At 67.5% G+C, this 25391-nt stretch carries 28 protein-coding genes and 1 pseudogene; 10 read left to right on the top strand and 19 right to left on the bottom strand.

Features of this window, described 5'->3' with window-relative positions:
* The first annotated feature begins 11 nt into the window (after window positions 1-11).
* Complete coding sequence (locus AB0H36_RS22745) at window positions 12-446, top strand: SRPBCC family protein (protein WP_360526615.1); 435 nt, start codon at window positions 12-14, stop codon at window positions 444-446.
* 152 nt (window positions 447-598) lie between these two features.
* Here the strand turns inward: AB0H36_RS22745 and AB0H36_RS22750 are convergent, their stop codons facing one another.
* From AB0H36_RS22750 to AB0H36_RS22795, 10 genes are all read right to left on the bottom strand, one after another.
* Complete coding sequence (locus AB0H36_RS22750) at window positions 599-1468, bottom strand: alpha/beta fold hydrolase (RefSeq protein ID WP_360526618.1); 870 nt, start codon at window positions 1466-1468, stop codon at window positions 599-601.
* Window positions 1371-2018, bottom strand: a complete 648-nt coding sequence (locus AB0H36_RS22755) for a VOC family protein (RefSeq protein ID WP_360526621.1) — start codon at window positions 2016-2018, stop codon at window positions 1371-1373. Before AB0H36_RS22755 ends, AB0H36_RS22750 begins: the two co-directional genes overlap by 98 nt.
* A gap of 61 nt (window positions 2019-2079) precedes the next feature.
* Window positions 2080-2481, bottom strand: a complete 402-nt coding sequence (locus AB0H36_RS22760; RefSeq protein ID WP_360526624.1) for a VOC family protein — start codon at window positions 2479-2481, stop codon at window positions 2080-2082.
* 110 nt (window positions 2482-2591) lie between these two features.
* Complete coding sequence (locus tag AB0H36_RS22765) at window positions 2592-3677, bottom strand: zinc-binding dehydrogenase (RefSeq protein ID WP_360526627.1); 1086 nt, start codon at window positions 3675-3677, stop codon at window positions 2592-2594.
* Window positions 3678-3899: 222 nt separating this feature from the next.
* Window positions 3900-4439, bottom strand: a complete 540-nt coding sequence (locus AB0H36_RS22770; RefSeq protein ID WP_360526630.1) for a DoxX family protein — start codon at window positions 4437-4439, stop codon at window positions 3900-3902.
* A 48-nt stretch (window positions 4440-4487) separates the two neighbouring features.
* Window positions 4488-5567, bottom strand: a complete 1080-nt coding sequence (locus tag AB0H36_RS22775; RefSeq protein WP_360526633.1) for an LLM class flavin-dependent oxidoreductase — start codon at window positions 5565-5567, stop codon at window positions 4488-4490.
* A 2-nt stretch (window positions 5568-5569) separates the two neighbouring features.
* The gene (locus tag AB0H36_RS22780; protein WP_360526636.1) at window positions 5570-6034 is read right to left on the bottom strand and encodes a hypothetical protein; all 465 of its coding nucleotides are present in this window, start codon (window positions 6032-6034) and stop codon (window positions 5570-5572) included.
* A gap of 17 nt (window positions 6035-6051) precedes the next feature.
* Window positions 6052-7089, bottom strand: a complete 1038-nt coding sequence (locus tag AB0H36_RS22785) for an ABC transporter substrate-binding protein (protein WP_360526639.1) — start codon at window positions 7087-7089, stop codon at window positions 6052-6054.
* A 65-nt stretch (window positions 7090-7154) separates the two neighbouring features.
* Window positions 7155-7919 (bottom strand): ABC transporter permease subunit, encoded by a 765-nt coding sequence (locus tag AB0H36_RS22790; protein WP_360526642.1) that lies wholly within the window; start codon window positions 7917-7919, stop codon window positions 7155-7157.
* Window positions 7920-8026: 107 nt separating this feature from the next.
* Window positions 8027-8887, bottom strand: a complete 861-nt coding sequence (locus tag AB0H36_RS22795) for an ABC transporter ATP-binding protein (protein ID WP_360526645.1) — start codon at window positions 8885-8887, stop codon at window positions 8027-8029.
* 238 nt (window positions 8888-9125) lie between these two features.
* Here AB0H36_RS22795 and AB0H36_RS22800 point away from each other — a divergent pair, with 238 nt between their 5' ends.
* Both AB0H36_RS22800 and AB0H36_RS22805 read left to right on the top strand, forming a co-directional pair.
* Window positions 9126-9686 carry a flavin reductase family protein gene (locus AB0H36_RS22800; protein WP_360526648.1) on the top strand — a complete coding sequence of 187 codons (561 nt, stop codon included), beginning with the start codon at window positions 9126-9128 and terminating at the stop codon, window positions 9684-9686.
* A 53-nt stretch (window positions 9687-9739) separates the two neighbouring features.
* Entirely contained in the window at window positions 9740-11311 is a 1572-nt protein-coding gene (locus AB0H36_RS22805) for a GAF domain-containing protein (RefSeq protein ID WP_360526651.1), read from the top strand.
* Here AB0H36_RS22805 and AB0H36_RS22810 read toward each other — a convergent pair.
* The 6 genes from AB0H36_RS22810 to AB0H36_RS22835 all read right to left on the bottom strand — a co-directional run bounded on the left by AB0H36_RS22810 (window position 11298) and on the right by AB0H36_RS22835 (window position 16952).
* Window positions 11298-12254, bottom strand: a complete 957-nt coding sequence (locus AB0H36_RS22810) for an ABC transporter substrate-binding protein (RefSeq protein ID WP_360526699.1) — start codon at window positions 12252-12254, stop codon at window positions 11298-11300. The two genes, AB0H36_RS22805 and AB0H36_RS22810, sit on opposite strands and share 14 nt — an antisense overlap.
* A 73-nt stretch (window positions 12255-12327) precedes the next feature.
* A complete protein-coding gene (locus AB0H36_RS22815; RefSeq protein WP_360526654.1) occupies window positions 12328-12723 on the bottom strand; it encodes a response regulator transcription factor in 396 nt (131 codons plus the stop codon).
* A 172-nt stretch (window positions 12724-12895) separates the two neighbouring features.
* Window positions 12896-13570, bottom strand: a complete 675-nt coding sequence (locus AB0H36_RS22820) for a response regulator transcription factor (protein WP_360526657.1) — start codon at window positions 13568-13570, stop codon at window positions 12896-12898.
* 1047 nt (window positions 13571-14617) lie between these two features.
* The gene (locus AB0H36_RS22825; protein ID WP_360526660.1) at window positions 14618-15367 is read right to left on the bottom strand and encodes an SDR family oxidoreductase; all 750 of its coding nucleotides are present in this window, start codon (window positions 15365-15367) and stop codon (window positions 14618-14620) included.
* The gene (locus AB0H36_RS22830) at window positions 15364-16182 is read right to left on the bottom strand and encodes an AtaL-like protein (protein WP_360526663.1); all 819 of its coding nucleotides are present in this window, start codon (window positions 16180-16182) and stop codon (window positions 15364-15366) included. The genes AB0H36_RS22825 and AB0H36_RS22830 overlap by 4 nt, the downstream gene beginning before the upstream one ends.
* A gap of 101 nt (window positions 16183-16283) precedes the next feature.
* Window positions 16284-16952 (bottom strand): isochorismatase family protein, encoded by a 669-nt coding sequence (locus AB0H36_RS22835; protein ID WP_360526666.1) that lies wholly within the window; start codon window positions 16950-16952, stop codon window positions 16284-16286.
* An 89-nt stretch (window positions 16953-17041) separates the two neighbouring features.
* On the opposite strand from AB0H36_RS22835, the gene AB0H36_RS22840 reads away from it, so the two are divergent.
* On the top strand, window positions 17042-17395 hold the full coding sequence (locus AB0H36_RS22840; RefSeq protein WP_360526669.1) for a helix-turn-helix domain-containing protein: 354 nt from the start codon (window positions 17042-17044) through the stop codon (window positions 17393-17395).
* Window positions 17396-17410: 15 nt separating this feature from the next.
* On the opposite strand, the gene AB0H36_RS22845 is transcribed toward AB0H36_RS22840, so the two are convergent.
* Together AB0H36_RS22845 and AB0H36_RS22850 are read right to left on the bottom strand one after the other, a co-directional pair.
* Entirely contained in the window at window positions 17411-18184 is a 774-nt protein-coding gene (locus AB0H36_RS22845; RefSeq protein WP_360526672.1) for a VOC family protein, read from the bottom strand.
* Between the two features lie 246 nt (window positions 18185-18430).
* On the bottom strand, window positions 18431-19174 hold the full coding sequence (locus AB0H36_RS22850) for a GntR family transcriptional regulator (RefSeq protein ID WP_360526675.1): 744 nt from the start codon (window positions 19172-19174) through the stop codon (window positions 18431-18433).
* A gap of 92 nt (window positions 19175-19266) precedes the next feature.
* Between AB0H36_RS22850 and AB0H36_RS22855 the strand changes: the two genes are divergently transcribed.
* The 3 genes from AB0H36_RS22855 to AB0H36_RS22865 are packed head-to-tail and all read left to right on the top strand — an operon-like array spanning window position 19267 to window position 22062.
* Window positions 19267-20166 carry a fumarylacetoacetate hydrolase family protein gene (locus AB0H36_RS22855; RefSeq protein ID WP_360526678.1) on the top strand — a complete coding sequence of 300 codons (900 nt, stop codon included), beginning with the start codon at window positions 19267-19269 and terminating at the stop codon, window positions 20164-20166.
* Entirely contained in the window at window positions 20163-21269 is a 1107-nt protein-coding gene (locus tag AB0H36_RS22860; protein WP_360526681.1) for an alcohol dehydrogenase catalytic domain-containing protein, read from the top strand. The genes AB0H36_RS22855 and AB0H36_RS22860 overlap by 4 nt, the downstream gene beginning before the upstream one ends.
* Entirely contained in the window at window positions 21235-22062 is an 828-nt protein-coding gene (locus tag AB0H36_RS22865) for an IclR family transcriptional regulator (protein WP_360526684.1), read from the top strand. The genes AB0H36_RS22860 and AB0H36_RS22865 overlap by 35 nt, the downstream gene beginning before the upstream one ends.
* Window positions 22063-22113: 51 nt before the next feature.
* Here AB0H36_RS22865 and AB0H36_RS22870 read toward each other — a convergent pair.
* A pseudogene (locus tag AB0H36_RS22870) lies at window positions 22114-22392 on the bottom strand (FUSC family protein); the annotation flags it as partial.
* A gap of 894 nt (window positions 22393-23286) precedes the next feature.
* On the opposite strand from AB0H36_RS22870, the gene AB0H36_RS22875 reads away from it, so the two are divergent.
* The 3 genes from AB0H36_RS22875 (at window position 23287) to AB0H36_RS22885 (ending at window position 25321) form a co-directional block, all read left to right on the top strand.
* Window positions 23287-24342: a molybdopterin-dependent oxidoreductase gene (locus tag AB0H36_RS22875; protein WP_360526687.1), complete on the top strand. Its 1056-nt coding sequence runs from the start codon at window positions 23287-23289 to the stop codon at window positions 24340-24342.
* 182 nt (window positions 24343-24524) lie between these two features.
* On the top strand, window positions 24525-24908 hold the full coding sequence (locus AB0H36_RS22880) for a hypothetical protein (RefSeq protein ID WP_360526690.1): 384 nt from the start codon (window positions 24525-24527) through the stop codon (window positions 24906-24908).
* Window positions 24905-25321, top strand: a complete 417-nt coding sequence (locus AB0H36_RS22885) for a nuclear transport factor 2 family protein (protein ID WP_360526693.1) — start codon at window positions 24905-24907, stop codon at window positions 25319-25321. Before AB0H36_RS22880 ends, AB0H36_RS22885 begins: the two co-directional genes overlap by 4 nt.
* Window positions 25322-25391: the final 70 nt, after the last annotated feature.

Consider the following 25391-nt stretch of genomic DNA (forward strand, 5'->3'; position numbering starts at 1 on the left):
GGACCCGACCGATGCCCACGATCACCAACACCATCGACATCTCGGCCGGCCCCGACGACGTCTGGGCCGTTCTGGCCGATCTGCCCACTACTCGGCAATGGCTGCCACGAGTGGTCTCCGCGCGGGTAGACGGGGACCTGCGGGTGTGCCAGATGGCCGACGGACAGGAGGTACACGAGCGGATCAGCGAACTGTCGCCCGCGCACCACAGCCTCCGGTTCGAGCACGTCCAGGTGCCGTTGCCGGTGCGTCACTCCCGCGGGACCTTCACAGTCACGCAAGGCGCTACCGCCGATTCCGCCACCGTCACCCTGCACTCCACGTTCGAGCAGCTCGATTCCGCGGACGCCGACCGGCTCTCCGACATGATTCGTGGCGCATACCAGCAATCGCTGGAATCCCTGCGACGCTTCATCGAGGACAACCTCACATGGGACGCCCGCTGACCGGAGCGCGGTAGCGATGTCCGCGATGCGGCCGCGGCGATCAGCCCCTCCACGGACGCCAACTTGTCGGTCAGGTTGGCGCGAGGGGCAGGTCGCCTGCCGCTATGATCCCGACCTCGGACATGGCGCACAGCACCTCAGCGACCCTCGGCTCAGCGGCCGCCTGGCCACCAGGACCGGATCGCGGTGACGATCTCGTCCGGAGCGTCTTCCTGGATGTAGTGCGACGCGCCCCTGAGGATCTCGGTCCGGTGGTTCGGGAATGTCCGTTCCCAGCGGAGCCGGTGCGGCGTCTTGAATCCCGGATCCTTGTCACCCCATACCACCAGCGCAGGCTTCCCGGCGACCCGCGCGAGCCCATTTTCGACCTCTGCCAGGAACTCGCCGGCTGCCAGGATCTCACGCGGCATCACGTGCACCGGGACCCTCGACTGGCGAGTCGGATGGGGGCGCTTGTACATGAACCGCTCATCGATGGTGAGCTTCTTTCGCCGGATACCGCCGCGCATGAACACTTCGGTGAAGACGTCCGCGCGCTCCACCAGGAACCCACCGACGATCGGCCCGCCAAGGGTCTTGGAGAAGGTCTTGGTCGCCCTGTCCGCCATCGGCCACGCCCAGGTGTTGCCGATCACGAACGCCCGGAAGCGCTCAGGGTGACGGCCGGCCACCCAGAACCCGATCGGACCACCCCAGTCCTGCACCATCAACGTGATGTCACGCAGGTCCAGCTGCTCGACGAACGCCTCCACCACCGCGGCGTGCTCGCTGACCGTGTAGCCATACCCAGCCGGAGCGGAAGACAAGCCGAACCCCGGGTAGTCGAGCGCGATACACCGGAACCGATCCTTCAACCCCTGCACGATGTGCCGGTACAGGAACGACCAGGTCGGATTCCCGTGCAAGCCCAGGAACACTGGGCCGTCACCCTCGTCGATGTAGCGAACCCGGGCACCGGCCACATCGGCGTACCGGCTCTCGAACGGGAACAACTCGTCGTTGACCCACCCTGGACGTGTCACTATCTTCGCCTCCTCGACCACCGTAACTCCGCACCGACACCGACCAGGAAAGTGCGCGTCGGGTCTGTCGAAAGCAGTGCGTAACCCGCTTCCTTCCCTTGTCCCTCCAGCCGGGCTCTTCGAGGTTGGCCAGGAACGTCTCCGGAGGCATGGGGCACCAGACCGCAGGCGGAGTCTCCCGATCGCCGGCCTTCCAAGCGTCGGTGATTCGGTCCATGTCGGCGCCGTACTCGATCCAGCCGCCCCACGGATCGCGGATGTAGTGGAAGAGGTTCGAGCCCAGGGTGTGCCGGCCGAGACCCCATCCCTCCTCGTGGCCCTTGTCGTGCATGGTCCCGGCGCCGACGGCCAGCTGGTCGAAGTTCGTCACTTCCCAGCTGGAGTGGTGCAGGCCGCGATGGGTGCTCTGGATGAACCCGAAGACGTGGTGGTCGCCCGGCCCGGAGTTGAGGAATGTCGCCATGCCGCGGATCCGGTCGGACAGCCGAAGGCCGAGCAGCGAGGTGTAGAAATGCTCCGATCTCGCCAGATCGGTCACGAAGATCAGCATGTGGCTGAGCCTGCGAGGGGATGCCGGGGCGTCAGCCCTGAGCCAGCGAGCCTGGTCCACCCTAAATCTCGTCACCAAAGTTGAACATCGACTCCTCGGGAGCGGCCTTGCGCCAGGGGACGACATCGTCCTCCCGCAGGTTGACATGAACCCCGTCGGGGTCGGTGAACCACAGGCCTCCCTGCGCGGACTGGACCGGCGCGTCCACGAGCGACGTCCCCGCAGACTCCAGCCTGCGCTGCCACTCGGGTAGGGATCCGGCTTCTACCGCGAAGCTGACGAACTGCAGCTGCTTGCGGGAGCCCTCGGTCAACAGGGCCTGGTCCATCTCCCGACCGTCACACCGCACGGCCAAAGCGCACCCCCGCTCGGCGACCTGTAGGCCGAAGTCGGTGTAGAACACACGGCCGACCTCCAGGGAGGGCACTTGGAGGCCGTACTGCAGCAGACCCTTGACGTGCATCGGTTTCCTCACTCCAATCAGCCGTCGCTGGCGCTCGGGTAGACATGCAAGCAGCAGGGCCTTCTCTGCCGAGGAGATCAACGCCCCGGGCTGCGCATTCGCCATCTGGCTCAGCCCTCGGTCACCAAGGCCACTCGGCCGACGTTCAGGTCGTCCTCCAGGTACCGGTGCGCCGCCGCGGCCTCCTGCAGTGGGAACGTCGCCGCGACAGGCGGGCGGAATCCTCGCTCCACCTCTTCCCACACCCGGCGGCTGCTCTCCTTGTTGCCGGTTCGCAGACCGAGGACGCTCTGACCCATCGAGTACAGGCGCTGCAGGTCCAGGGGAACCTCCGACCCGCGGAATGCTCCACTGGTGACCAGCGTGCCGCCCCGGCCGAGGACGGCCTGGCTGTTGCGCCAGAGCTTGAGGTCGCCGATGTTGTCAACGACGATGTCGGCGCCGGCTCCGCCGGTCAGCTCGTGAACCTTGTCGGGGAACTCCGCGGCCGTTCCGTCGAGCACGTGCTCGAAGCCGAGCTCACTGAGCTGCGTTCGCTTGTCCGCGACGCGGGAGGTGACGACGACGTTCGCGCCGAGGTGCCTGGCGAGAGCAGCGGTGATACTACCCAGCGCGGACGGCGCCGCCTGGACCACGACCCAGTCGCCCCGCTGCATGCCTGCACGGGTGAGTTGGTTCATCGCCGTGGCCGCTCCGAGCACGAGAGCGCAGGCGTCGACGGGGTCGATACCGTGCGGTACGGGATGCGCGTTGACGGCCGGCACGGCGACGTAGTCGGCATAGGCGCCGGGCCGGTCGGTGCCGATGATCTGCAGGTTCGGACAGAGCTCGTCGTGCCCGGCGAGACACGTGGCACATATCCCGCAGGTCACGACCGGAAACGTCGCCACCCGCTGGCCGAGCCCCAGCCCGGTCACCTCACTCCCGATCGCCGCCACCACGCCGGCGTGGTCGGCGCCGAGGATGTGCGGGAAGGTGAAGCGCGCGTACGGGTGGGTGCCGGCGCGGGCCGCCAAGTCCAGCAGGCGTCCGACGCTCACCGCCGCAACCTGGACGAGCACCTCGTCAGGACCGAGCTCGGGAACCGGGACCGGCTCTGAGTGCAGTACGTCCGGCCCTCCGAACTCGCGGAAGGTCACAGCGGTCATGGTCGTGCCCGGCGTACGGCGGACCGGCCAATCGGTCCGTGAAGCCACCGCTGCCCCCTGCGTCCTCACGCTTCCGCCATGTGTCGAGTGACCTTGCCGTTGGCAAGAACCCCTAGCTCTGATCCCTTTGCCCCGTTGGCGTCGTACTGGACCAGCGACCATCGTTGCGTTGCCATCGGAACCCTTTCTGGTTTGGAAATGCGTGCACCTCGGTGGTGCTGAAGCCACGTCGCCGGTGTGCTCGGGGGACGGAACTTCGAGAGGATGACGTCAGGAGTGCGACGAGTCCGCGACCACCGCGTCAGGCTCGACGGTCTTACCGCCAAGGCGGGTCGCGAGGGTGCCACCCGCGGCTATCAGCGCCAGCGCGACGGCACCCAGTCCCCAGGCCGTGCCGTGGTAAGCGATTCCGAACAGCGCGTCGACCGAGATGTCCCCCGGGCCGGTGAACGCCACGGCGAGCGCACCAAGGCAGAGCGCCAGCGGGAACTCGATGCCCCCAGTGTTGGCGAAGAATCCGCGCTTGCCGGCCACGCTGGCCATGGCGACGATCATGGTTCCGGCCATCACCGCCGCGCCGAGCGGGGTGAGAAGGCCGAGCGCAACGAGGAGACCCCCGCCGAACTCGGAGAGTCCGGCTGCGATGGCGTGCAGCTTCGCGGGGCGGAACCCGTGCCCGCGCAAGTACTGCGCGGTGCCGCCGACTCCGGGTCCGCCGAACCAGCCGAACAGCTTCTGCAGGCCGTGCGGTGCCAGCACGGCACCGACCCCCAACCGGACGAGTAGCAGCCCGACATCCATACCGTCCATGACGATGCTCCTTTCGAGAGATCTTGCGAGATCGATCGGGTACGGCGCTCAGGCAGCGCCGGCGTTCCGGGCCTTCAAGGCGTGATAGCGGGGCACGACCTCGTCGATGAACAGCGTGAGGGACCGGTCTGCGGTCTCGGCGCTCATGAAGCCCCAGCTGAACCACAGCATCAGGTGACCGAGCCCGATCTCGGCATAGTCGGCGACTTGACGCGCGACGGTTTCAGGCCCGCCGATGATGATCGCGCGTTCCAGGTAGTCGGCCTTCACGTGCGCCTCTGACGCACCAACCCCAGCGCTCATCGCGGCCTCGGCGTTGTCCGCTGACCGCGAGCGGTTCGCGGCGGCGATATAGGCGTCGACGATCGGCTCGGCCTGATCTCGTGCGCTCGCGTCGTCCTCGCCGACGACGATCATCTTCGCCAGGCCGGACCAGTGCATGAGGTGCTCGATCCGCGCTTTCGTGTGTCCCGCCTCTTCCAGCGACTCGCGATAGATGTTGAGCTGCTGCGCGGCTCGCTCGGGTCCGAAGCGTCCCATCAGCAGGGCCAGCCCTTCCTGTCCGGCCGCGCGGGTGCTCTCGTCGGACAGACAGGCGCGTGCCAGCAGCGGGCCAGTCGGACCGAACGGCGCCGGCATCACCCGGCCGCGGACCTGGCCCGACGAGTGCCCGCTGCTCCAGGTCAGGCTGCCCTGCCGGTCAGGTAGAGCCCATGCCCGGCGGGCCAGCTCGAGGTGCCTGTCGAGCAGATCGCGGCGCTCTTCGATGTCGACGCCCATGCCCTCGAACTCGAGGTTGGACCCGCCAACGCCGATCCCGACGAACAGCCTGCCGCGGGTCAGTTGGTCCAGCAGGTTGACCTGCTCCGCGAACCGCATGGGGTGGTGCAGCGGGACGGTCGCGACGGTCAGCCCGAGCCACGCGTTCCGGAGCCGGCCGGCGAGGAACGCCCCGTACACGAACGGGTCGGCGTAGGTGTTGTAGTCGTTGAAGTGATGCTCGGTCAGGCAGATCGATCGGAAGCCTGCGACGTCGGCGCGAAGGGCCGAGGAGGTCACGTGCTCGATGACTTGCCGGTCCTCGGCCGCCCCCCTGGTCTGGGGGTTGAGATAGAGCGAGAAGTCCATGGTCATCCCCTTGTCGTGGGTTCGTCTGCGGCCAGGTGCGGCGTCGCCTCCGCGATGACGTCGGGCACGCCGTACCACAGGGCCAGAAGATCGGCGGCGCTGACGGTCGTGTAGCGGTAGCTGCGACCGGCTGGGATGAACAACACGCTGTCCGGACCCAGCCGCGTCCCCGCGTTGCCGGCGTCGTCGTACCACTCGATCTCCCCGGACAGGACCAACTCGAGGTGGTCGCTGGTGTGGCGACGCCAGGGAGTCACCTCCCCGATCGGCCGTTGGAACAGGTACAGCCAGGGCGGCCCGGCGTCTACGCCTGAGCCCGATCCGAGGAACTTGGTGTGACCGAGCGGCAGGTGGGCAGGGATGCGCCCCATACCGGGCATCTCGTAGAGACCGTCCGGACCGACATCGCGTGGCACCTCATCGAGGTCCGTCCAGTTGGACAACGTGAAGCTGCGCTGTGTGCTCATCATGGCCTGCCGGTCCATCAGGAGGGCTCGGGAGCGGCGCTCGACCGAAGGTCGTCGAAGCTGGGCTTGTCCTTGATCTGACCAACCGTCTCTGCCATCGTCCAGAAGGCTTCGACGCCGGCGATGTCGGCGTCGACGAGTGACCCGAACCGGAGGTCAGCGTGCTGCCACCACCATTGCAGGTAGTCGGCCGTCGCGGCGTTCCCCTGAGCTGCCTCCTTGGCCACCTCTGCCTTGTGGTCTCGCGCGTAGGCCACGCTGGCAGCCAGCGCGCTGCTCACCTCGGCGAGCGCGTCGCGCTTGACGTCCTCGACGTCAGGGTAGGTAACCAGAACCGTCTGCGTTGCCGAGGCGTGGGTGATCGCGCTTGCTTCCTTGCTGACTTCGAGTGCGACGCGCAGGGAGGGGTCCTTGCCGGCAAGGTACGAAGCCCGGTTGAGCATCACCGCACCGTCGAATTGCCCCTGCTTCAGGAGCGTGAACACGCTGTCGGGCGACGCAGGCTGCAAAACCACGTCACCGCCCTTGAGGCTCGTGTCGAGCCCGTAGTCCTCCTGGAGCACGAAGCGCAGCTCCTGGGTCGAGCTCCCACCGAGCGAACCGATCGCGATGCGGGCTCCCTTGAAGTCGCTGCCGCCTCGAATCGCCGAGTTGCTGCGGACGTAGACGACCGTTCCGGTTCGGTTCAGGACGCCGGCGGAGACGATCCGAGTCTGGAAACCGGATGCCGCGGATGCGGCGACGGACACCGGCGACGCTTCGATCAGGTCGTACTGGCGGGTCTGGAACGCCTGGGTGGCGGTCTCGTTCGGGAGGTAGGCCACTTCGACGTCGATGCCACCGGTGTCGACCTTCCCGTGCTCCAGTGCCCACAGTGCCATGTGCCTGGTGGGGTCGTCGCTGACCGCGAGCTTGATCGTCTTGGCTTCGGCCGCCGACGGCCCTGCGCCGAACGCGCAACCGGCGAGAGCAACGAGGCACCAGAGCGCGAGGATGACGACGGCGGTCCGACGCGTTCGACTGGTGGAGCCCTGCTGTGGTGGGGTTGTGGACACGATTGACCTTTCGCGTTGATAAGCCAGAGCGTTGGTGCTGACGAGGTGGCGCGGGTCCCGGGCATTCACTGACGTGTCAGGGGGACTCGCCGGTAGCGCAGGAGACGTCGCTCGACGGGTCCGAAGACCGCTTTGTCGACAGCGTGGACGATGAGAATGATCGTGAAGATGGTCGCGAAGAGCGTCGTGGAGTCGAACTGCTCGCGCGAGTAGTTGAGCAGGTAGCCGAGCCCGTCGCTGGCGCCGAAGATCTCAGCCAGGAGAGCCACTTTCCAGGCCGTTCCGAAGGAGATCCGCAGCGCCGAGAACAGGTACGGCACCAGGAACGGAGCGACGACTATCCGCAGCACCCGCATGCGGCTGCGGGTGAAGCTGTGCGCCATCTCCATGGTCTCCGGGTCCAGCGATTTCAGCCCTTCCCAGACGGTGATGAGGGTGAAGGGAAGGATGATCGCGACCTCGACGAACAGCACCGCCTGCGTCGAAACGCCGAACCAGTACAGACCTGCGATGGCCCACCCGATGCTGGGAAACGCGTTGACGAACGGGCTGAACCTGTCGATCAGGAGCCCACGCAGCGGCGGCACGTACCGGGCTGCCACCGCCACCGTAGTGCCGACGACCAGTGCGATCGTCACCGCTGTGGCGACACGAACCGCCGAGACGTAGGTGTGGTGGAAGGCGTCGGCATCCGCTCCAAGGAGGTCCCAGGTCCTAACGACCACCTCGATCGGATCCGGCAGCACGTAAGCCGGAAGGCGTTGAGAGAAGTACCACCACAAGACGATGAGCAGGAGCGGGACTCCGTCGGTGAGAGTCCTGGAGAGCAACCAGCCCGACCTTGAGGCTTCCGACCGCCGGCGCCGTACCCGCCCGGCCTTACTCCTGGAATCGACGGCGGGTGAGGTCGTCGTGCCGCCCCGGCTCGAACCGCGCGTCATGCCGTCACCTCCTCGGCGGCCGCATGGCCGAGCTCGCTCCGCCGATCAGCGGGGTCGTCCGACTCACTCGCGTCCTGGAACAGCTGGTGGAGCTGCTTGCGGAGCAGCTGCAGCTCGGGATCCTGGTCGAGGTCGCGGGGACGAGGCGCCTCGACGGCCACCTGGCGCAGGATGCGCGTTGGTTTGTTCGAGAAGACGATCACCTTGTCGGCCAGGAAGAGCGCCTCGTCGAGGTCGTGCGTGACGAAGAGGATCGTCTTGCTTGTGCGCTGCCAGAGGTCGACGATCTCGTTGCGCAGCTCGTGCTTGGTCCGGATGTCGAGTGCCGACAGCGGCTCGTCCATGAAGACCACGTGGGGGTCCATGGCCAGTGCTCTGGCGAAGGCCACCCGCTGACGCTCGCCGCCACTGAGCACTCCTGGGTACTTCTGTGCCGCATCGGCGAGACCGACGAGCGCGAGCTTCGCAACCGCGGTGGCCCGCCGGTCGGCCTTCGACCCGCCCACGCCGCGAAGGTCCATGCCCACCATGACGTTGCCGAGAACCGTTCGCCAGGGAAGCAGGCGCGGCTGCTGGAACACGTAGGCCAGGTCGCGCCAAGTGTCTTTCGGGGGCCGGCCGCCCACCTCGACGTCGCCCTCGTCGAAGTCGAGTAGGTCACCGAGGATGCGCAGCGTTGTCGACTTGCCGCAGCCGCTCGGGCCGAGCAGGCACACGAAATCGCCGGCATCGACGTCGAACGAGACCCTGTCCAGAACGAGTTCGTCGCCGAACGTGGTGACGACGGATGCGAAACGGATCGCCGGCTCGTTCGAGACGCGAGTCGGCGTCGGACGGCCGGGGTCGCTCTCGATCATGTCACGACCTTTCAGTGGTGTGGGTCATCGTGATGACCTCGTTCGACAACGGTCGTCCACGCTGGCTGTCTGCGTCATCGACCGTCCGACCCGGCTCGGCCGGTCGATGCAGGCAGCACTGCCTGGGACGCAAGCCCCGCATCCGCCAGGACATCTGTCGCGTGCCCTCGGGGTCCGGTTTTCCTACGGTGGATCGACACGTTCCTGGCTCCTGGCCGACCTCCGATCGGAGCAGCTCATGACAGGCCCGACGGCACTGTTCGGCGGCCTCACACCGGCCTCACACCGCGCGGTCGGCCGCCGCGAGTTCTTGGACGTGATGGCCTGCCTGCCGGCCCCCGTGACGGTCGTCACCGCGATGTCGGTGGGCGGACGGCCACGGGGCACCACCGTCAGCGCTGTTACCTCGCTGTCCTTGGATCCCCCGATGGTTGCGATCGCCTTGGACTTCCAGTCATCCCTGCTGCCCACGATCAGCTCCTCAGGACGGTTCGCGGTCAACGTGCTGTCGACCGAACAGGTGCACGTCGCCAGAGCCTTCGCATCCAAGCGGGCTGACCGGTTCGCGGGCGTTCGCTGGCACGAGTCCGCCGGGCTACCGCGCCTGGATGGGGTGGTGGGCTGGCTCGTGGCCTCACTGGACGCCGTCGTCCCTGGGGGCGATCATCGAATCGTCATCGGCAGCGTCGAGGAGGCCGCCGTCGGTCTCGACGGTCCGCCACTGGTCTACGCCGGGCGCCGATTCGCGAGCCACACGCCGCTCGACGTCGTTGGTGATCCTGGCTCGACCGACCTCTGACTACGGACGCCGTGGGAGGAGGATCGGGACCGTCTGCGAAGCAGGGAGCAGTGATGGACGAGCCGTCGGACGCCGAGGCTACGCCGGCAGCGGCCGAGATGAGCCCTGAGCGGCTTGGGCTCGGCACCCTGGCAGAACTCGTGCGGGCGTCGATGGACGGTATCGCCGTACTCGACGAACGCGGCCGGTTGGTCTACATCAATCCGTCCGGCAGTCGTATTCTCGGCCGCCGCGCCGAGCAGCTCGTCGGCCGGACAGGCCCGTTCCTCACCACCCTGCGGCTCGGCCGGACGACGCCCTCGGAGGCGTCGGGTGAGGTGACAGCCCATTCGGTCGGCTACCACCGCCCAGACGGGTCAGAACGGGAGCTGGAGTACTCGCAGAGCTCCTTCCATGCCGAGGGTCGCGGGCTGGTGATCGTCACCTTCCGAGACGTCACCGAGAGCCAGGTCCAGGCACGCAGGGTCGCGGCATTCGCCCGCACCGCTTCCAGCATCGCGTTCGCCGAGTCGCTCCAAGCAGCCCTGGACCGGGTCGCTTCGGAGGTCTTCCACGCCACCGGCGTCGCCGGCTGCGCCGTCGTACCCGTCGACCCCGAGTCCCGGATCGCCACCGTGTCCGGCACGGCCGGCCTGCCCGAGGACTACGCGGCACGGGTCGAGGAGTGCCGCCGCCTCGGAGCGCCGCTGGCGGTCTACCGGGTCTTCGAGTTGCAGCGACCCATCGTCTGGCCCGACTGGCGCCGGGAGGTGCTCGGCGATCCCCGGTGGGCTCCGCTGCACGACGTGCTACGGCAGGCGAACTGGGGTGCGTTCGTCGCGGTACCGATGCTGGTTCGCGGCCGACCCGTTGGCGTGCTCACCGTGTTCTATCGCGAGACCTACGAGCCCGGTGAGGCCGACGTCGCGTTCCTCAGCGCCATGGCGGACCATGCCGCCGTGGCCGTGGAGAATGCCCGGATGTTCGATGAGCTCGAACGCCACACCGCCTTGGAGGAGCGGCACAGGCTTGCCCGCGAGCTGCACGACTCGATCAGCCAGGCGCTGTTCGCCATGACCATGACCGCACGCGCGGTGGAGCTTGCGGCGCAGCGCCGGGGTCTGGCGCCTGACGACCCGATCGAACTGGGCGTTGCCGAGCTGCGCGACCTGACCCAAGGCGCGCTGGCCGAGATGCGGGCGCTGATCTTCCAGCTCCGCCCCGGAGCCCTGCACGAGGAGGGACTTGTCGCAGGCATTCGCCGCCACGCCGCCGCCGTCGCAGCCCGTGAACGTCTCGACATCAGCGTCGAAGGGCCCGACGACGCGCTGCCGTTGGACGAGGCCACGGAGAACGAGCTGTTCCGGATGGTGCAGGAAGCACTCCACAACGTCGTCAAGCATGCCCAGGCGAGCCATGTGGGCGTCGAGATTCGAGAGGATCCCACCGAGCCCGGATCCCTGTTCGTCCAGGTCTCGGACGACGGTGTCGGTTTCGACCCCGACGCGGACTATCCCGGCCACCTGGGGCTGAGGACGATGCGCGAACGGATCGAGGGTCTTGGCGGCCGCATCGTGATCGACAGCACTCCTGGTGTGTCGACGGTCGTCCGCGCGGTGGCGCCGGGCGCGCTCACGTCGCCGTGACCGACCGTGACGAGCGCTTCCGGTGCGCCCACTCTGACGTCGTCTGGTCGTAGAGGATTCCTGGACGCGAGAGGAGGTCGAGGTCGGCCGGTCCCTGCAAGGTATCGAAACCGTCGTATCGCGCGCGCAGGTCCAACACGGAGCGCAACGCGGCCTGGCCGACCATTCCATCGGCAACCAGCCCGTGACGAGGGTCGACGTACGGAGAGTAGAGGCCCTCGGCCATCCGGCTGGTCACGCCGAGCTCGGAGGCAAGCAGCTCGACGGCGTCCTCCCGGTGCGCCGGGTCCAGGCACCAGGCCACTGCGTCGAGGTATGCGACGGTAAACGCTGCCGCGATGTCCGCATGCTCTTCCAACCATGCAGACAGGGAGCTGAAGACAGTCCCGAGGTACGGCCGAGCCACCGAACCAACCTGGTCCAGAACCGTGCACCCTCGACGGACGGCCTGCAGCTCGAACCCGTTCGACAGCAGGGTAAGGCTGCATTGGCCGTTCAGCAGGTGCTCTGCCCGCGCTGCCACACCGCCGACTTCGTGCACCGTGTAGTCACGGTCACGGAACATGCCATGGCGCTCGAGCAGTGCGTAGGCGACGAAGGCGAAGCCCGAGTCCGCCGAGTCGACCGCGAGCACCCGGTGGCGTACAGCGTCCACAGCGGTCGCCCCGGGCTCGCCGACGAGGACCAGGTTCATCCCGCTGTCGGCCGCAAGGAACGCCGTCACGGCGAGCCGTCGCCCCAGCGGGTTGGTCTCGTTGACCCGGTAGGCGGCCAGGTTGTCGGGGGATGTCTGGATGACGTCGTAGCTGCCGTCCGCGAGCGCACTCATCTGCTGGCGCGACGAGTGCACACGCTCAACGCACACATCCAAGCCCTGATCAGCGAAGTAGCCAAGGCGCCGACCAACGGCCAACGGGAGACTCGCGGCGAATACCCCGAGCATCAAGGAACGCAGGCTGGTCCGCCCGTCATCCTTCAACTGACACCTCCAGGTGGTTCAGAAGGTTCCACGTTGCTCAGAAGTTCTGCGTCGTTGGCCCGGGCCGTCCACCCGGCGGCTCGTTCGCGGCCTCCGTCAGGACGCCCACGAGGAGCTCCGGGGAGATGCCCTTGTCGACGAAGAACACCGCCCCGGCCGACAGTGCGGCCCCTCGAAAGCTGCTCTGACCGCTGATTGCGATGACAGGCGCCCCGATGTCGTGGCTCAGGGCATCGATAAGGCCCAGGCCTGTGTCGGCATCGGGTAGCAGCACATCGACCAGGGCGACTCTGGGATGTCGCTCCTCGGCACTCCTCACCGCCGCCTCGGCATCCCCCGCCTCCCCGACCACCCTGAAGCCGGGCCACGCAGTGAGTAGCCGGACGACCGCCTGGCGAACTCGTAGATCGTCGTCGACGACGAGGACGTCCACGTCGGCTCTGCCCCCATTGCGCACGGTCGCCCTCCGAGTCCTTGCCTTGACACCTGGTCAGTCAACCAGTCCCGTGGGTCGCTGACGACCGGCGTGTGACCAGTGATCATGGCGACATCGGGCGCAGTCGACGTACGTCAGATGTCGCGGACGTCAGGGCGCGTCAAGCCGGCTACGGCGAGGGTACAAGTCCTTCCCGAATGGCCCAGAGGGCTGCTTGCGTCCGTGACGTGAGTCCGAGCTTCAGCAGCACGTTGCTCACGTGGGTTCGGGCAGTGCGCTCACTGATCGTCAGGCTGTCGGCGATCTCCAGGTTTGACTTGCCCTGGGCAACGAGCATCAGGACCTCGCGTTCCCGAGCGGTCAGTGTCGCCTGCGAGCCTCGTCCCGAACGAAGTGACTGGGTCAGCTTGCGCGCGACCGCAGGGTCGAGATGGACCTCGCCGGCGTGGGCCGCGCGGACGGCTGCTGCTACCTCGTCGGCCTCGGCGTCCTTCAGGAGATAGCCGGCCGCTCCGGCCTCGAGGGCTGCGTGCACCCTCTCCGCCTCGCTGAAGCTCGTGAGCGCGACGACCTCGATCTCCGGACTGTCCTTCTTGATGGCAGCGATCGCACTGATCCCGTCGAGCCGAGGCATGACGAGATCCATCAGTACTACGTCAGGCGCCTGCCCGTGGGCCGCCAGCACACGTAGTTCGTCAACGGCCGACTGCCCGTCGGCCGCCTCGCCGACGACGGCCATGTCAGGGATCACGTCGAAGAACGCCCGCATTCCCCGGCGCACGACCGCGTGGTCGTCGACGACGAAGATGGTGATTGCCTCCGTCGAGCCGGCCGGCGTGGTCATAGCTCTCCTCCGGTCTTCACGCGTACCTGACGCGCCCGTCGAGTGACGGTCCGAAGCGCTCGGTCATGTCCTGCTCACCATCACCACGGCGTGAGGTGCATCCAGACTAACGCCGGCGAACTGCGAGTGTCATGAGCGCATGCGGCGGATTCCCCCAGACGAAACGCCGCCCGGCCATCCCGGCCACGGAGGCGAGGAGGCCGACGTGAACCTGGTTCGCAATGGCGGTAGCCGGGACATGTGTCGCAGACGGCCTTGTGCAGATCGGCGAGGAAGGGCAGCGAAAAGGGACCAAGACAACGGGCCGCACGACTGATGCGCCGGCCACAGGTGAGGCGCAACCTGAGGACCAGGGGCATGGAGGTGCCGTTGCCATGAACATTCAAGACGTGAGGCCTGACGTCCTCGAGGCCGCCTGCAGGCTGTTGATGGATCTGGCCCGAGACGAAGAAGACACCGCGGCCGACGCTGCCGCCAAGGTGCCGTACTGGAGCGCCTGGCCCATGTCGGTAACCGAGCATTGGGCTGCCGCTCGAGCCCTTCGCGGGGCGATCGACCGACTCCAAGTACTTGCTCGGGCTCACTCGACTCCGACAGATTCCGCGTGACTTCACGGGAGCTCTCGGAAGGCCATGACGGGCCACGACTCCGGAGGGCTCCGGAGGTTCTGGATGGAACGGAAGTGTTGACGATGCTCTATTGGGACTCCGACGCACCGGGTGGCGGCGTGCGCTACCCAGCCAACGGTTCTGACAGCGACGGCCATTCAGGGCGTGAAGAGGTGAACCACGCAACGGGAATCAGGACCGCGGATCCCACTGTGAGGGTCCGCGTCTGGTTCGGCCGGTCCGCGATCGTGAACTACACGACCAGGCGTAGCGCAGCGTCATCCCAAGCCGTCGGCCTCAGCCGACGGTTCACCGGTCTGCGCGTGACCATCGAACCGGCCGAACCAATGGACGTGGAATGCTGATATGAGCAAGCAAACGTCACTGGCTCTCGACTACGTGCGAAGGCATCCCTGGGCGACCAGTACGGTCTGCGTCATCACGAGCGCATCCATCCGCCGTCGACACAGAGGGTCTGTCCGGTGATGAACGCGGCGTCGTCCGAGGCGAGGAACGATACCGGTCCAGCGAGGTCCTTCGGCTCCTGGGTTCGTTTGATCGCCTGCTGTTGAGCAAGCGCGTCGAACCAGGCTGCGTGCGGGCCATGCGCTGTGGTCGCCGTGCGAACGAGCCCAGGCGCGACGGTGTTCACCGTGACGCCGTGCTCCCCGACCTCCGCAGCCGGCGAGCGCGAGAAGCCGATGACACCACCCTTGCTGGCGGTGTAGTGCGTGTTGAGTCCTATGCCGGAATGGAATGTTGTCGACGAAACGCTGATGACGCGACCCCAGCCGCGCTGGACCATACCCGGGACGAAAGCCTTGCCGAACAGGTAGATCGAGTCCAGGTTCACACTGAGGACTCGGCGCCATTCGGCCCAATCCATGGCCAGGAACGCAGTGAGCGGATAGATGCCCGCATTGTTCACCAGAACGTCCACCGGTCCGAACGCTCGCTCAACAGCGATGGCGAAGTCCTGCACCGAATCCGGCGCGGACACGTCACATATCGCGGCGAAGCCCTCGGATCCGGTCTTTCCGATGAGACTGAGTGTCTCGTCGGCAGGCGACAAGTCGGCGACCGCCACCCGGTGGCCGTCGCCGGCGAGCCGTTCCGCCAGCGCCTGACCGATCCCGGCAGCGCCACCCGTCACGACGGCGACACGTCCGTGGGCACCAGGTGAGTTCATCCGAACACCGGTGCCAGGTCGAAGTACACGCGGTAGTCCTGGAAGAGCCCGTCGTCTCGGGCGGTCCAGATCGTCACGACCGGGATCGTGACGGTCGCTCCGTCCTTGCGAGCGTAGGTGACCGACAACTCGACGACGGTGTCGTTGCCGGCGGCCCACTCGTTCACGATCTCGTGCTTGATGCCGTCGATGGTCTTCAAGAAGTCGGCCGTTCCGGACTCGACCGCGCTGCGACCGACAAGCGCTGGATTGTTCCCGAAGGTGATCTTGCCGTCGGGTGCGAAGAACTCGGCAAACCCCTTGGCATCGAGACTGTCGACCACCTTGAAAACGGCCGTGGTGACCGGTCCGTTCGGCGGGGACGCCGTACCAGCGCGCTCTCGGCAGGCGGCGAGGGTCGTCCGTACGGCGTCGAGATAGTCGGCCTCCATCTGCGTCGCGAACTCCGTCTCCTCGGCGCTGCCGTCCTCGACACCGTCGACGACGATGCGGAAGGTGAAGGTGAGTCCGAGGTTCCCGCTCGAGTCGGTACCGATCTCGTTGTCGATCGTCCCCCGCGCGATACCGTGCGTCCGCACGAAGTGCACCCGCTTCCTGGGATAGAAAGTGACCACCTCACGGACCGGCCTGCCGACATGAATGATGGCGCGGACAAGGCCACCCTCGAATCGGTCGACCACCGTGCACTCGGTGATGCTCTTGACGTACGGCAGCGGGTTGGCCGCTTTGTCGACCAGACCCTCCCACACCTGGTCCAAGGACAGCTCCGGCTGCGACCCGTCGTTGACGGGAAGCGTGCGGCTGACGTCGATCATGGCTCCTCCAATTTATCCCGAAGTGCATACACCTTCGCTCGAAGGTCCCCTCAGCTCACCCCTGCCGCACGCTGATTTCGCGGAGCGGAACGCGGGCCGCCTCAGACCCCGGCGCTTGGGTCAGCCCTGCAAGCGGGCTCGGCGGCAGGTACGACGTACGAGATCAGCGAACCATAGAAGGGAATCGCGTGCTGCGCGTACAGACCAGCCAACTCCTGGCCACCCGCGTGACGCCAGTCCCGCTGGAGTTCGGCCGCCACGGCGACCGTGCTGTTGAGGACGACACCGGCACCTTGCATGCGCGCGGCGGCGGCGTGCGAGGCCAGCGCGTTCCACGTGCCCGAAGCGTCCAGTACGGCGTGAGTCTGGTAGCCGGCGGCGACCGCGGACAACGCCGCGAACGTGACGCAGACGTCGGTGCTGATGCCGGCGATGATCAACTGGTCACGACCGGTCGCCTGCACCGCCGCCGCGAACTGCTCGTTGTCAAAGGCATCGATCTCGCCCGGCCGGCGGATCACCGAGGCGTCCGGTAGTACCTGGGCCAGCTCGGGCAAGAGGACGCCGTTCGGTCCGTCGTCGGCACTCGTCGTGATGACGACCGGCAGTTGGTACGCCTGAGCGACCCTCGCCAGGGCGATCACGTTGCGGCGGAGCTGCTCCTGATCATGGTCGTGCACGCCGAGCAGCAGGCCGACCTGATGGTCGACCAGAACCAGGGCGGCCAGGTCACGGGTCAGCCGCGCGGCGGGGTACGGATTCTCGCTCATCTCGATTCCTCTCACTAAGGTGCGCTTTTAGCAGCAGGTTACTTCATAGCACCTGATGAGAAAAGTTCGAATCCCCGTACACTGGACGGGTGATCGAGCCGAGAGTTCCGCTGCACGCCTGCTCCTACACGGAGGAGGCGTTTGCCCTGCTCGGGAAGCGCTGGTCCGGCCTGCTGATCGATCTGCTGCTGCAGCGGCCTGCACGCTTCAACGAGCTCGCCGCGGCGCTGCCCGAGCTGTCCAAGCGAGTGCTGTCCGACCGCCTGACCGAGCTACAGGATGCCGGCCTGGTGCAGCGCGAGGTCTCCGAAGGACCGCCGGTGACGGTCACCTATCGGCTCACCGAGCGCGGCCGGGGTCTCGAACCCGCCATGGACGCACTCAGGATCTGGGCCGGCGCTCCCACGGACGCCGAGGGCAGACCCGTCCCCCACCAGGCCTGAGCAGTCCAGACCGGCTCAGCCCTGGTCTTCCAGGTTTGCCAGGAACGTCTCCGGAGGCATCGGGCACCAGACGGCCGGCGGGATGTCCCAGTCACTGGCCTTCCACGCCTCGGTGATCCGGTCCATATCGGTGCTGTACTCGATCCAGCTTCCCCACGGATCCCGGATGTAGTGGAACATGTTCGAGCCCAGCGTGTGCCGGCCGAGTCCCCAGCCCTCCTGATAGCCCCGCTCCTGCATCGTCCGTGCTCCGATTGCCAACTGGTCGAAGTTCGGGACTTCCCAGCTGGAGTGGTGCAGGCCGGGGTGTGTGCTCTGGATGAAGCCGAAGACGTGGTGATCCCCGGGGCCCGCATTGAGGAACGTGGCCATGCCCTTGATCCGGTCCGACAACCGAAGACCGAGTAGCTCGGTGTAGAACCGCTCGGACGCGGCCAGGCTCGACACGAAGATCAGCATGTGGCTCAGCCGGCGCGGTGATGCCGGCGCGTCCGCGGTCAGCCACCGGGCCTGGTCGACGCGCTGGATGTCGTCACCGAAGTTGAACATCGAGTCCTCCGGCGCCGCCTTGCGCCAGGGCACGAGCTCGTCCTCCCGAAGGTTGACCTGTACGTCGTCCGGATCGCAGAACCACAGGCCGCCGTCGGCCGCATGGATCGGCGCGTCGGCGAGCTTGACGCCGGCCGATTCCAGCCGTCGCTGCCAGTCCGGCAACGACCCGGCCTCCACGGCGAACGACACGAACCGCAGCTGTTTGCGCTGCCCCTCGCTGAGAACGGCCTGATCCATCCCACGCCCGTCACAACGCACCACCAGCGCGTCGTCGCGCTCGCGAACCGCGAGTCCGAAGTCGGTGTAGAAAGCTTGGCCGACTTAGAGCGAGGGCACCTGGAGCCCGTAGTGCAGCAGACCCTTGACTCTCATCGTCGGTCTCCCATCTGACGGCGTAGTGCTTGTGTAGACACTTTGCATGGAACAATCTGCGGACGTGAAGACCCCGCCGGGCAAATTCCACCCTCCGGAATCGTCGGTGGATCAGTCCAGGGTGCCGCTCACCATCGCCAGTGCCTGCACGACTGCACGCGCGGGCAGATCCGCGGACAGATCGCGCAGGACTGTCATCGCGGTGTGCGAGAGATGCTCGGCCATCAGACACCCCGACAGCATCGAATCCGAACCACCGACCGCACGCAGGATCGCGACGTGCTCGCGATGGGCCCGCGCGAACGAGTCCGGATGCCAGGCCTGGTACGTGAGCAGGTAGCGCTCGCTCTGTTCGCCGTACGACGAGATCGCCCGGGCCAGCGGGCCACCCGCCCGCGCGGTGCAGATCTGATGGAAGCGGCGGTGCAGACCGAGCCATTCGGGCATCGCCTGATCGCCGCGCGCCTCGTCCATCCGCCGCAACAGCGAGCGTCCCTCCTCGATCTCGTCCGCCGACAAGCGGTCCGTCGTGACCCGGGCCCCCAGCGCCTCGAGCGCGATCCGGCTGGCATAGAGCTGATCCAGCTCGTCGGCGTCCAGGCCGCGGACTCGCGGTCGCTGATTCAGGTCGGCCTCGATCAGGCCCTCCTCCTGCAGCATCCGGAACGCCTCTCGCAGCGGGGTCCGGCTGACCTCGAAGATCCGCGCGAGCTCGGCCTGTTTGAGGATCGTGCCGGGAGCCAGTGCGCCACTGGTGATCAGCCGGCGCAGATGGGCGTGCAGGTCGAGGCTGGTCGTCCGAGGGTCGCGGATCATCGGCTTCCCCAGCGAGGCGATGACGCTGCTTTCACTCATGCCGTGCTCCTCCTCGAGATCGCCGCCAGACTCTCGGCCTTGACAGGATAGCGCAAAGTGTGTGCACTTTGAGGCCAAATGAGAGGGGCACAATGTCCGATCACCCGTGGGCGCTGGTGCAGTACGCCATTCCCGATGATCCGGGCGGCTCGACGTACCTCGGCGTCTTGGTCGACGGCGCCGTTCGCGCGGCACCGGACGACTTCCGCAGCGCCGGCCTGATGGACGCGCTGAGCCGCTGGGATGATCATGCTCCGGCCTTGCGGAGGCTCGACGTCTCGAGCCTCGTACCGGTGCCTGGTGGCGTTCTGATCGCTCCGTTGACCTATCCGCGCAAGGTCATCTGCGCCGGTGCGAACTACTACAGCCACGCGCAGGAGATGGGCACCCAGCCGCCCGATCCGGACGGCGAGCCGTTCTTCTTCCTCAAGCCCCCGACCACAACGATCGTCGGGCCGTGGGACGAGGTGTCCCTGCCCGACGGAGAATCGAACGTCGATTGGGAAGCCGAGCTCGCCGTGGTGATCGGCCGCGGAGGCAGGGACATCTCTGCTGCCGAAGCGCTCGATCATGTCGCCGGCTACGCGGTCGCCAACGATCTGTCGGCCCGTGGCCTCTTCCCGCGCACCGACGCGGTCTTCCCGCCGTTCGACTGGGACTGGCTTCGCCACAAGGGGTTCGACGGCTTCTGCCCGCTCGGGCCCGGCGTGGTCCCGAGCTGGCTCATCGAGGACCCTCACGACCTCGGCCTGCGGCTGTCGGTGAACGGACAGCTCAAACAGGACGGAACGACCGCCGACATGGTGGTGCCGATCCCCCGCCTGATCGCGGCCGCCAGCCGGATCCTGACACTGGAGCCCGGTGACGTCATCCTCACCGGCACGCCGGCCGGAGTCGGCATGCCGCGGCACACGTTCCTCTGCCCGGGCGACGTCGTGGTCACCGAGATCGAGCGCATCGGACGCCTCGAGAACCGCATGGTGAAACCATGACCACACAGGAGGGAATCCGCAGCGAGACTGCACGGTGGCCGGCGCTCCGGACCCCGGGCAGCACGATGACCGCGACCGTGTTCCACGAGTTCGGGTCACCTGACGTACTACAGCCGCACTCGCTGCCGGTGCCACACCCCCTGCCGGGCGAGGTCCTGGTGCAGGTCGCCGCGGTGAGCGTCGGCCGCCTGCTGGACCTGTCGGCCCGTGCGGGCACGCATCCCTATGCTCGTTTCACATTCCCGCACGTTCTCGGGGCCGAGCATGCAGGCGTCGTCGCCGCTGTCGGGGCGGACGTCACCGACCTCGAGGTCGGACAGCAGGTCGCGACATTCCCCGTCATCACCTGCGGCGAGTGCTCTGTGTGCCGCCAGGGGCGCGACGAACTCTGCCGGCGACTGGAGATCATCGGTACCCACCGACCAGGGGCGTACGCCGAGTACGTCGCCGTACCGGCAACGAACCTCCACCCGGTGCCCGCGGGGATCGACCCGGTCACCGCGTGCGCGCTCGCACTCGGTGGCGCCGTGGCCATGAACCAGCTGACCCAGGCGGGCCTGAGACCTGGCAGCTGGGTCGTGGTGCAAGCAGCGCCGTCCGCACTCGGAAGCATCACCGCGCTGCTGGCCCAGCAGCTCGGGGCAAACGTGGTGGCGACCTCCCGCGTGGCAGGCAAGCGAGCCCAGTTGCGGCAGCTCGGCTTCGAGCACGTGCTCGACGGCACCGCGGCCGACTTCGCCGACCGGATCCTCGACCTGACCGGCGGCGTCGGAGCCGACATCGTCGTAGACGACATCGGTGATCCGCGGTTGTGGCGCAACAGCCAAGCTGCGTTGGGGCGCGGTGGGGTGCTGGTGTCCAGTGGTGCGTTCCGGGGTGCCGAGGTTCCAGTGAATCTGCAACGCCTGTACTCGATGGGCCAGCAGGTCCTCGGCGTACGGACCGGTAACAAGGCCAGCAGCCGCCGGCTCTGGGACGAGGTCGCGCGGGGGTTCCGGCCTCCGGTGGCGGCGACCTTCGGGCTTTCCGAGGCAGCTGCGGCGCACCGGTATCTGGAGGATGATCTGAATGTCGGCCGGGTCGTACTGGTCGTCGGATCCTGATACCGAGGCGCTGATGCCATCACCCGAGGTGGTCTCGTCGGCCGAGAACGCGCTTGTGCTCGTCGCGGCCCTCAGCGAGCGCGGCCGACTACGCGTGGCAGACGCGGCTCAACTTCTCTCGGTCACTCCACCGACGGCGCACCGGTTGCTGTCCACCCTGAAGCGGCTGCGGTTCGCGGAGCAGGACCGGCAGCGGGTCTACTTTCCGGGCCCGCTACTGAAGCAACTCGGTGTCCCGCAGGAGCGTCGCGCCGACCTCGGTAGCGTCGCGCATCCACACCTGGCTGCGCTCTCCACCGAGACCGAGGAGACAGTGCACCTGGTCACACTCGAAGGCAACGGCTCCCGCTTCGTCGACGGCGTCGAGAGTACGCACGCACTCCGCGTCGGCAGCCGGGTCGGTCTCCTGCTTCCGGCGCACACCACCTCGGGCGGCAAGGTCCTCCTCGCGTGCCTGACGGACGCCGAGCTGACGGCCCTGTATCCAACAGGCCAGGTGCCGATGCGCGACGGCTCGGTCCGCGACCTGGCCGGCCTCCGCCGCGAACTCTCCGTCGTACGCCGGAACGACTACGCCCTCAACCTCGAGGAAAGCGAGAGAGGCGTCAACGCGATCGGAATCCCCGTGACGGGCCATCACGGCAAGGCAGTCGCGGCCCTGGTTCTGGCATGCCCGTCGATCCGTTCGAGTCGCCAGACGCTCGTCTCGTACCTGCCGAGCATGCAGGCGACCGCTGCCGCAATCGCCCGCGGACTCCCGCGCCTCCGATCTGGCGAGGGACTTCAGAGCTGAACTCCGAGCAGCAGTGGACGAGGTCCGTCGCGGACGCCAGTACACGGCCCGCTGCGTGAGTGCCAGCAGGAACGCGACGATCGCCGCCGCGGTGAGTACCCACGCGGGTGGCCCGATGATCGCAACGACCACCGCCGCAGCTGCACCGAGTGCGGTGCCGAGGGCCTTCTCCCTGATCCTCTCGCGTCTGCCCATCAGGATGTACATGACCAGGATGCGGATCGGCTCGGGTGCCCAGTAGGGCCCGGTCCACGACATGGCCACCCCGAGGGCAGCAGCCGCACCGAGGACTGCGCCGAATGCGACAGCGATGAGGGCAGTGACCGGCAGTGACTACCGATCACCCTCGATTACCGGCGGCGCGCCGAACCGATGAGCGATGACGACGCCGTACACCGTTCCGATCGCCACGATGGCGCCGAAGGTCAGTGCGGCCGTTCCTGTCGACACCGGCGTGGTGAACGTTGCGGCATATGAACCGACTAACAGAGCGCCGAACCAGCCAGCCCGGAATCCTGCGCCCGCGACAACTCCCGTAGCCGCAAGCAGCGCCGCCCACCACCAGTCGTACGCCGTCCAAGCTGCCAGGCCGCCACGACACCGAGTGCAGGAGCCAGGTAAGCAATCCGTTGAGTCCCACCGAGTTTGGCTCCGAGCACTCCCCACAACACACCGGTGAACGACGTCGAGACGCCGAACTCGCCCACGAGCGCGCCAACCAGGAGGGCAGGAAGGACAGCCCCTACCAGTACCGCACCCACGATGAGAAGCAACCGCCCTGCTTGGGACCGCGCTTCCGCCGGCGATCCCGCAGGTCGTGGATCGATGTTCTCGTTTTCGCTCACCGCGCACCCCCCAAATCACCGCGTGCGGGCCCCCTCTCGGTGACTCTACGCTCGTGCGTTCAGAGCCATCAGACTCCGCCGCTCATTTGGGCGCGACTGCGCCGATGACCGTACTGCCGGAGCGACGGCATTGGCCAAGGTAGCGACCACCGTGAGCCCCCTTGTTGACCGCCCATGCCGCGACCCGCGCTCCGACTGGCAGATGACCTGGGGGGCGAGTGTCCCGGCTGATGTGCGACAAGCTAGAAGCCTGGCGACCACGTGGGGACGCCGGCCAACGCACGCAGCCGATGTGCGTGAAGGCGTGCGGAGCACCACTTAACCGTGGGCCGCCCCGTCCTGGCGAGGCCCTCCGGAGCTGACGCTGCACACTTGATGTATGGGCCGGGAAGGTCGGGTCCGCCGACGTGCCGGGCGCCGTACCAACGTCGCCCTGCTGGTGCTTCTCGTGCTCGCGTTCACCACCGGTTGGGCCGCGTTCGGCACGGGTACCACGACGCCCGGGTGGATCGTCACGGTGCTGCACGGCGCGGCGGGTCTGGCCCTGGTGCTGCTCGTCCCGTGGAAGTCGCTGATCGTGCGGCGGAGCAGGGCATTCCGGTCGGCTTCCTGGCGTGCGGCTGCCGGCCTCGTCCTCGGGGCTCTCGTCGCCGTATCGCTTCTCGCGGGCGTCGTGCACGTCCTCGGCGGCTTCCGGACCTACGCAGGTCTGACGCCGATGCAGGTGCACGTGGGTGCCGCGGTGCTTGCGGTGCCGTTCGCTGTCCTGCACGTGCTCCAGCACCCGCAGCGGCCGCGGCGTACTGACCTGTCCCGGCGCACCCTGCTCCGCGCGCTCTGGCTCGGCGGGGGTGCGGCTGCGGCATACGTCGCGGTGGAAGGTGTTGCCCGTGGGCTCTCGTTGCCGGGGCAGGACCGCCGGGTGACCGGCTCGCACGAGGTCGGCTCGGATCGTCCGGAGGCGATGCCGGTCACGCAGTGGGCCCTGGACGCTGTGCCCAGGGTCGACGTTGCCACCTGGCGGCTGCGTGTCGGGGTGGCGGGTCGGCAGGTGGCCGAACTCGACCGCGACGCGTTGCTGGCCATGGCCACCGACGAAATGGAGGCGGTGCTCGACTGCACCGGCGGCTGGTACGCCGACCAGCGCTGGCGCGGGGTGCGGCTCGACCGGTTGCTGCCGGCATCGCTCCCGCCGGACGCACGCAGCGTCGTCGCGGTCTCCGTTACCGGGTACGCGCGGCGCCTGCCGCTGCGGGACGTACCGTCCCTGCTCATCGCAACGCATCTCGCCGACCGGCCGCTGTCGATCGGCCATGGCGGGCCGGCACGGCTCGTCGCGCCGGGGCGACGGGGCTTCTGGTGGGTCAAATGGCTGGATCGCGTGGTCGTCGATACCCGGCCGTGGTGGTGGCAGCCGCCGTTCCCGTTGCAGTGACTCGGCCGATTGATCAGTCAGTCTCCTCCGCGAAGCCGCCTGCGAGGACACGACGCAGATGCGCCAACGCTGCCACTATCTGGAGGTCGGATCGGCGTTTGCTCAAGAGGTGCGGCGGGTGGAGAAGTCGGGGCCGAACCGCGACACGAAGGATAGCTCAGGGAACCCGAGTCATTGCTCAGGTGCCTCGCGCACCTCGGATCTGGCGCGGCGGGTGCATCATCCGCGCGAAGTTCCTGGACCGGATCACCGAGGCCTATGACGTCGCCGCCGGCACCGAGCTTCCCGAATCGTTGCTGTTGGCACCGTACTTCACCGACGCCATCACAGCCGCGCAGGACTCCTGGCGCAATGTCGTCGCGGGAGCCGCGAGAGCAGGTATCCCAACGCCCGGCATCGCGGCAGCGTTGTCCTACTACGACGGTCTGCGATCGGAACGGCTGCCCGCAGCCCTGACCCAGGGCCAGCGCGACTTCTTCGGGGCGCACACCTACCAGCGTGTGGACAAAGCCGGGACCTTCCACACCCTGTGGGCCGGCGACCGCACGGAGAGGCACTCCGCATGATCCGGCCGGAACGCGAACTCGCCGCCATCAACCTCGCGATCGGGGACGCCGAAGCGTCCGCGGATCGAGCCTTCTTCGAACGTCTCCTCGCACCGGCCTTCAGCATGGGCCGCCCGGATGGCCTGCGCTTCGACGACCGGGCGACCTTCCTCGACTCCTTGACCGTCAGCTCGCCACGGCAGACGCGCATCGAGTCCACGACGATGTTCGACAACCGGGCGGTCGTGGTCTGCGCGGTCTCCAAGGCCACTCCGGCCGGGGCGCAGCATTTTCGCAACATCAGGGTCTTCACCCGGCAAGCCGACGGTGCCGGCTGGCAACTGGTGTCGTGGGTCAACGAGCCGCTCGCCGCGCTCGGCATCGCCGGCGACGCTGGCGTCGCAGAAAGCGCGACGCCGGTCGGTGGTGCCTGATGCTGGTCGCCAGGATCCAGGTCACGGCCGGACCCCACCAGGGCGCACGAACGTACGCCGACGTTCAACT

It is taken from the genome of Kribbella sp. NPDC050820, assembly GCF_040653975.1.
GTDB lineage: Bacteria > Actinomycetota > Actinomycetes > Propionibacteriales > Kribbellaceae > Kribbella.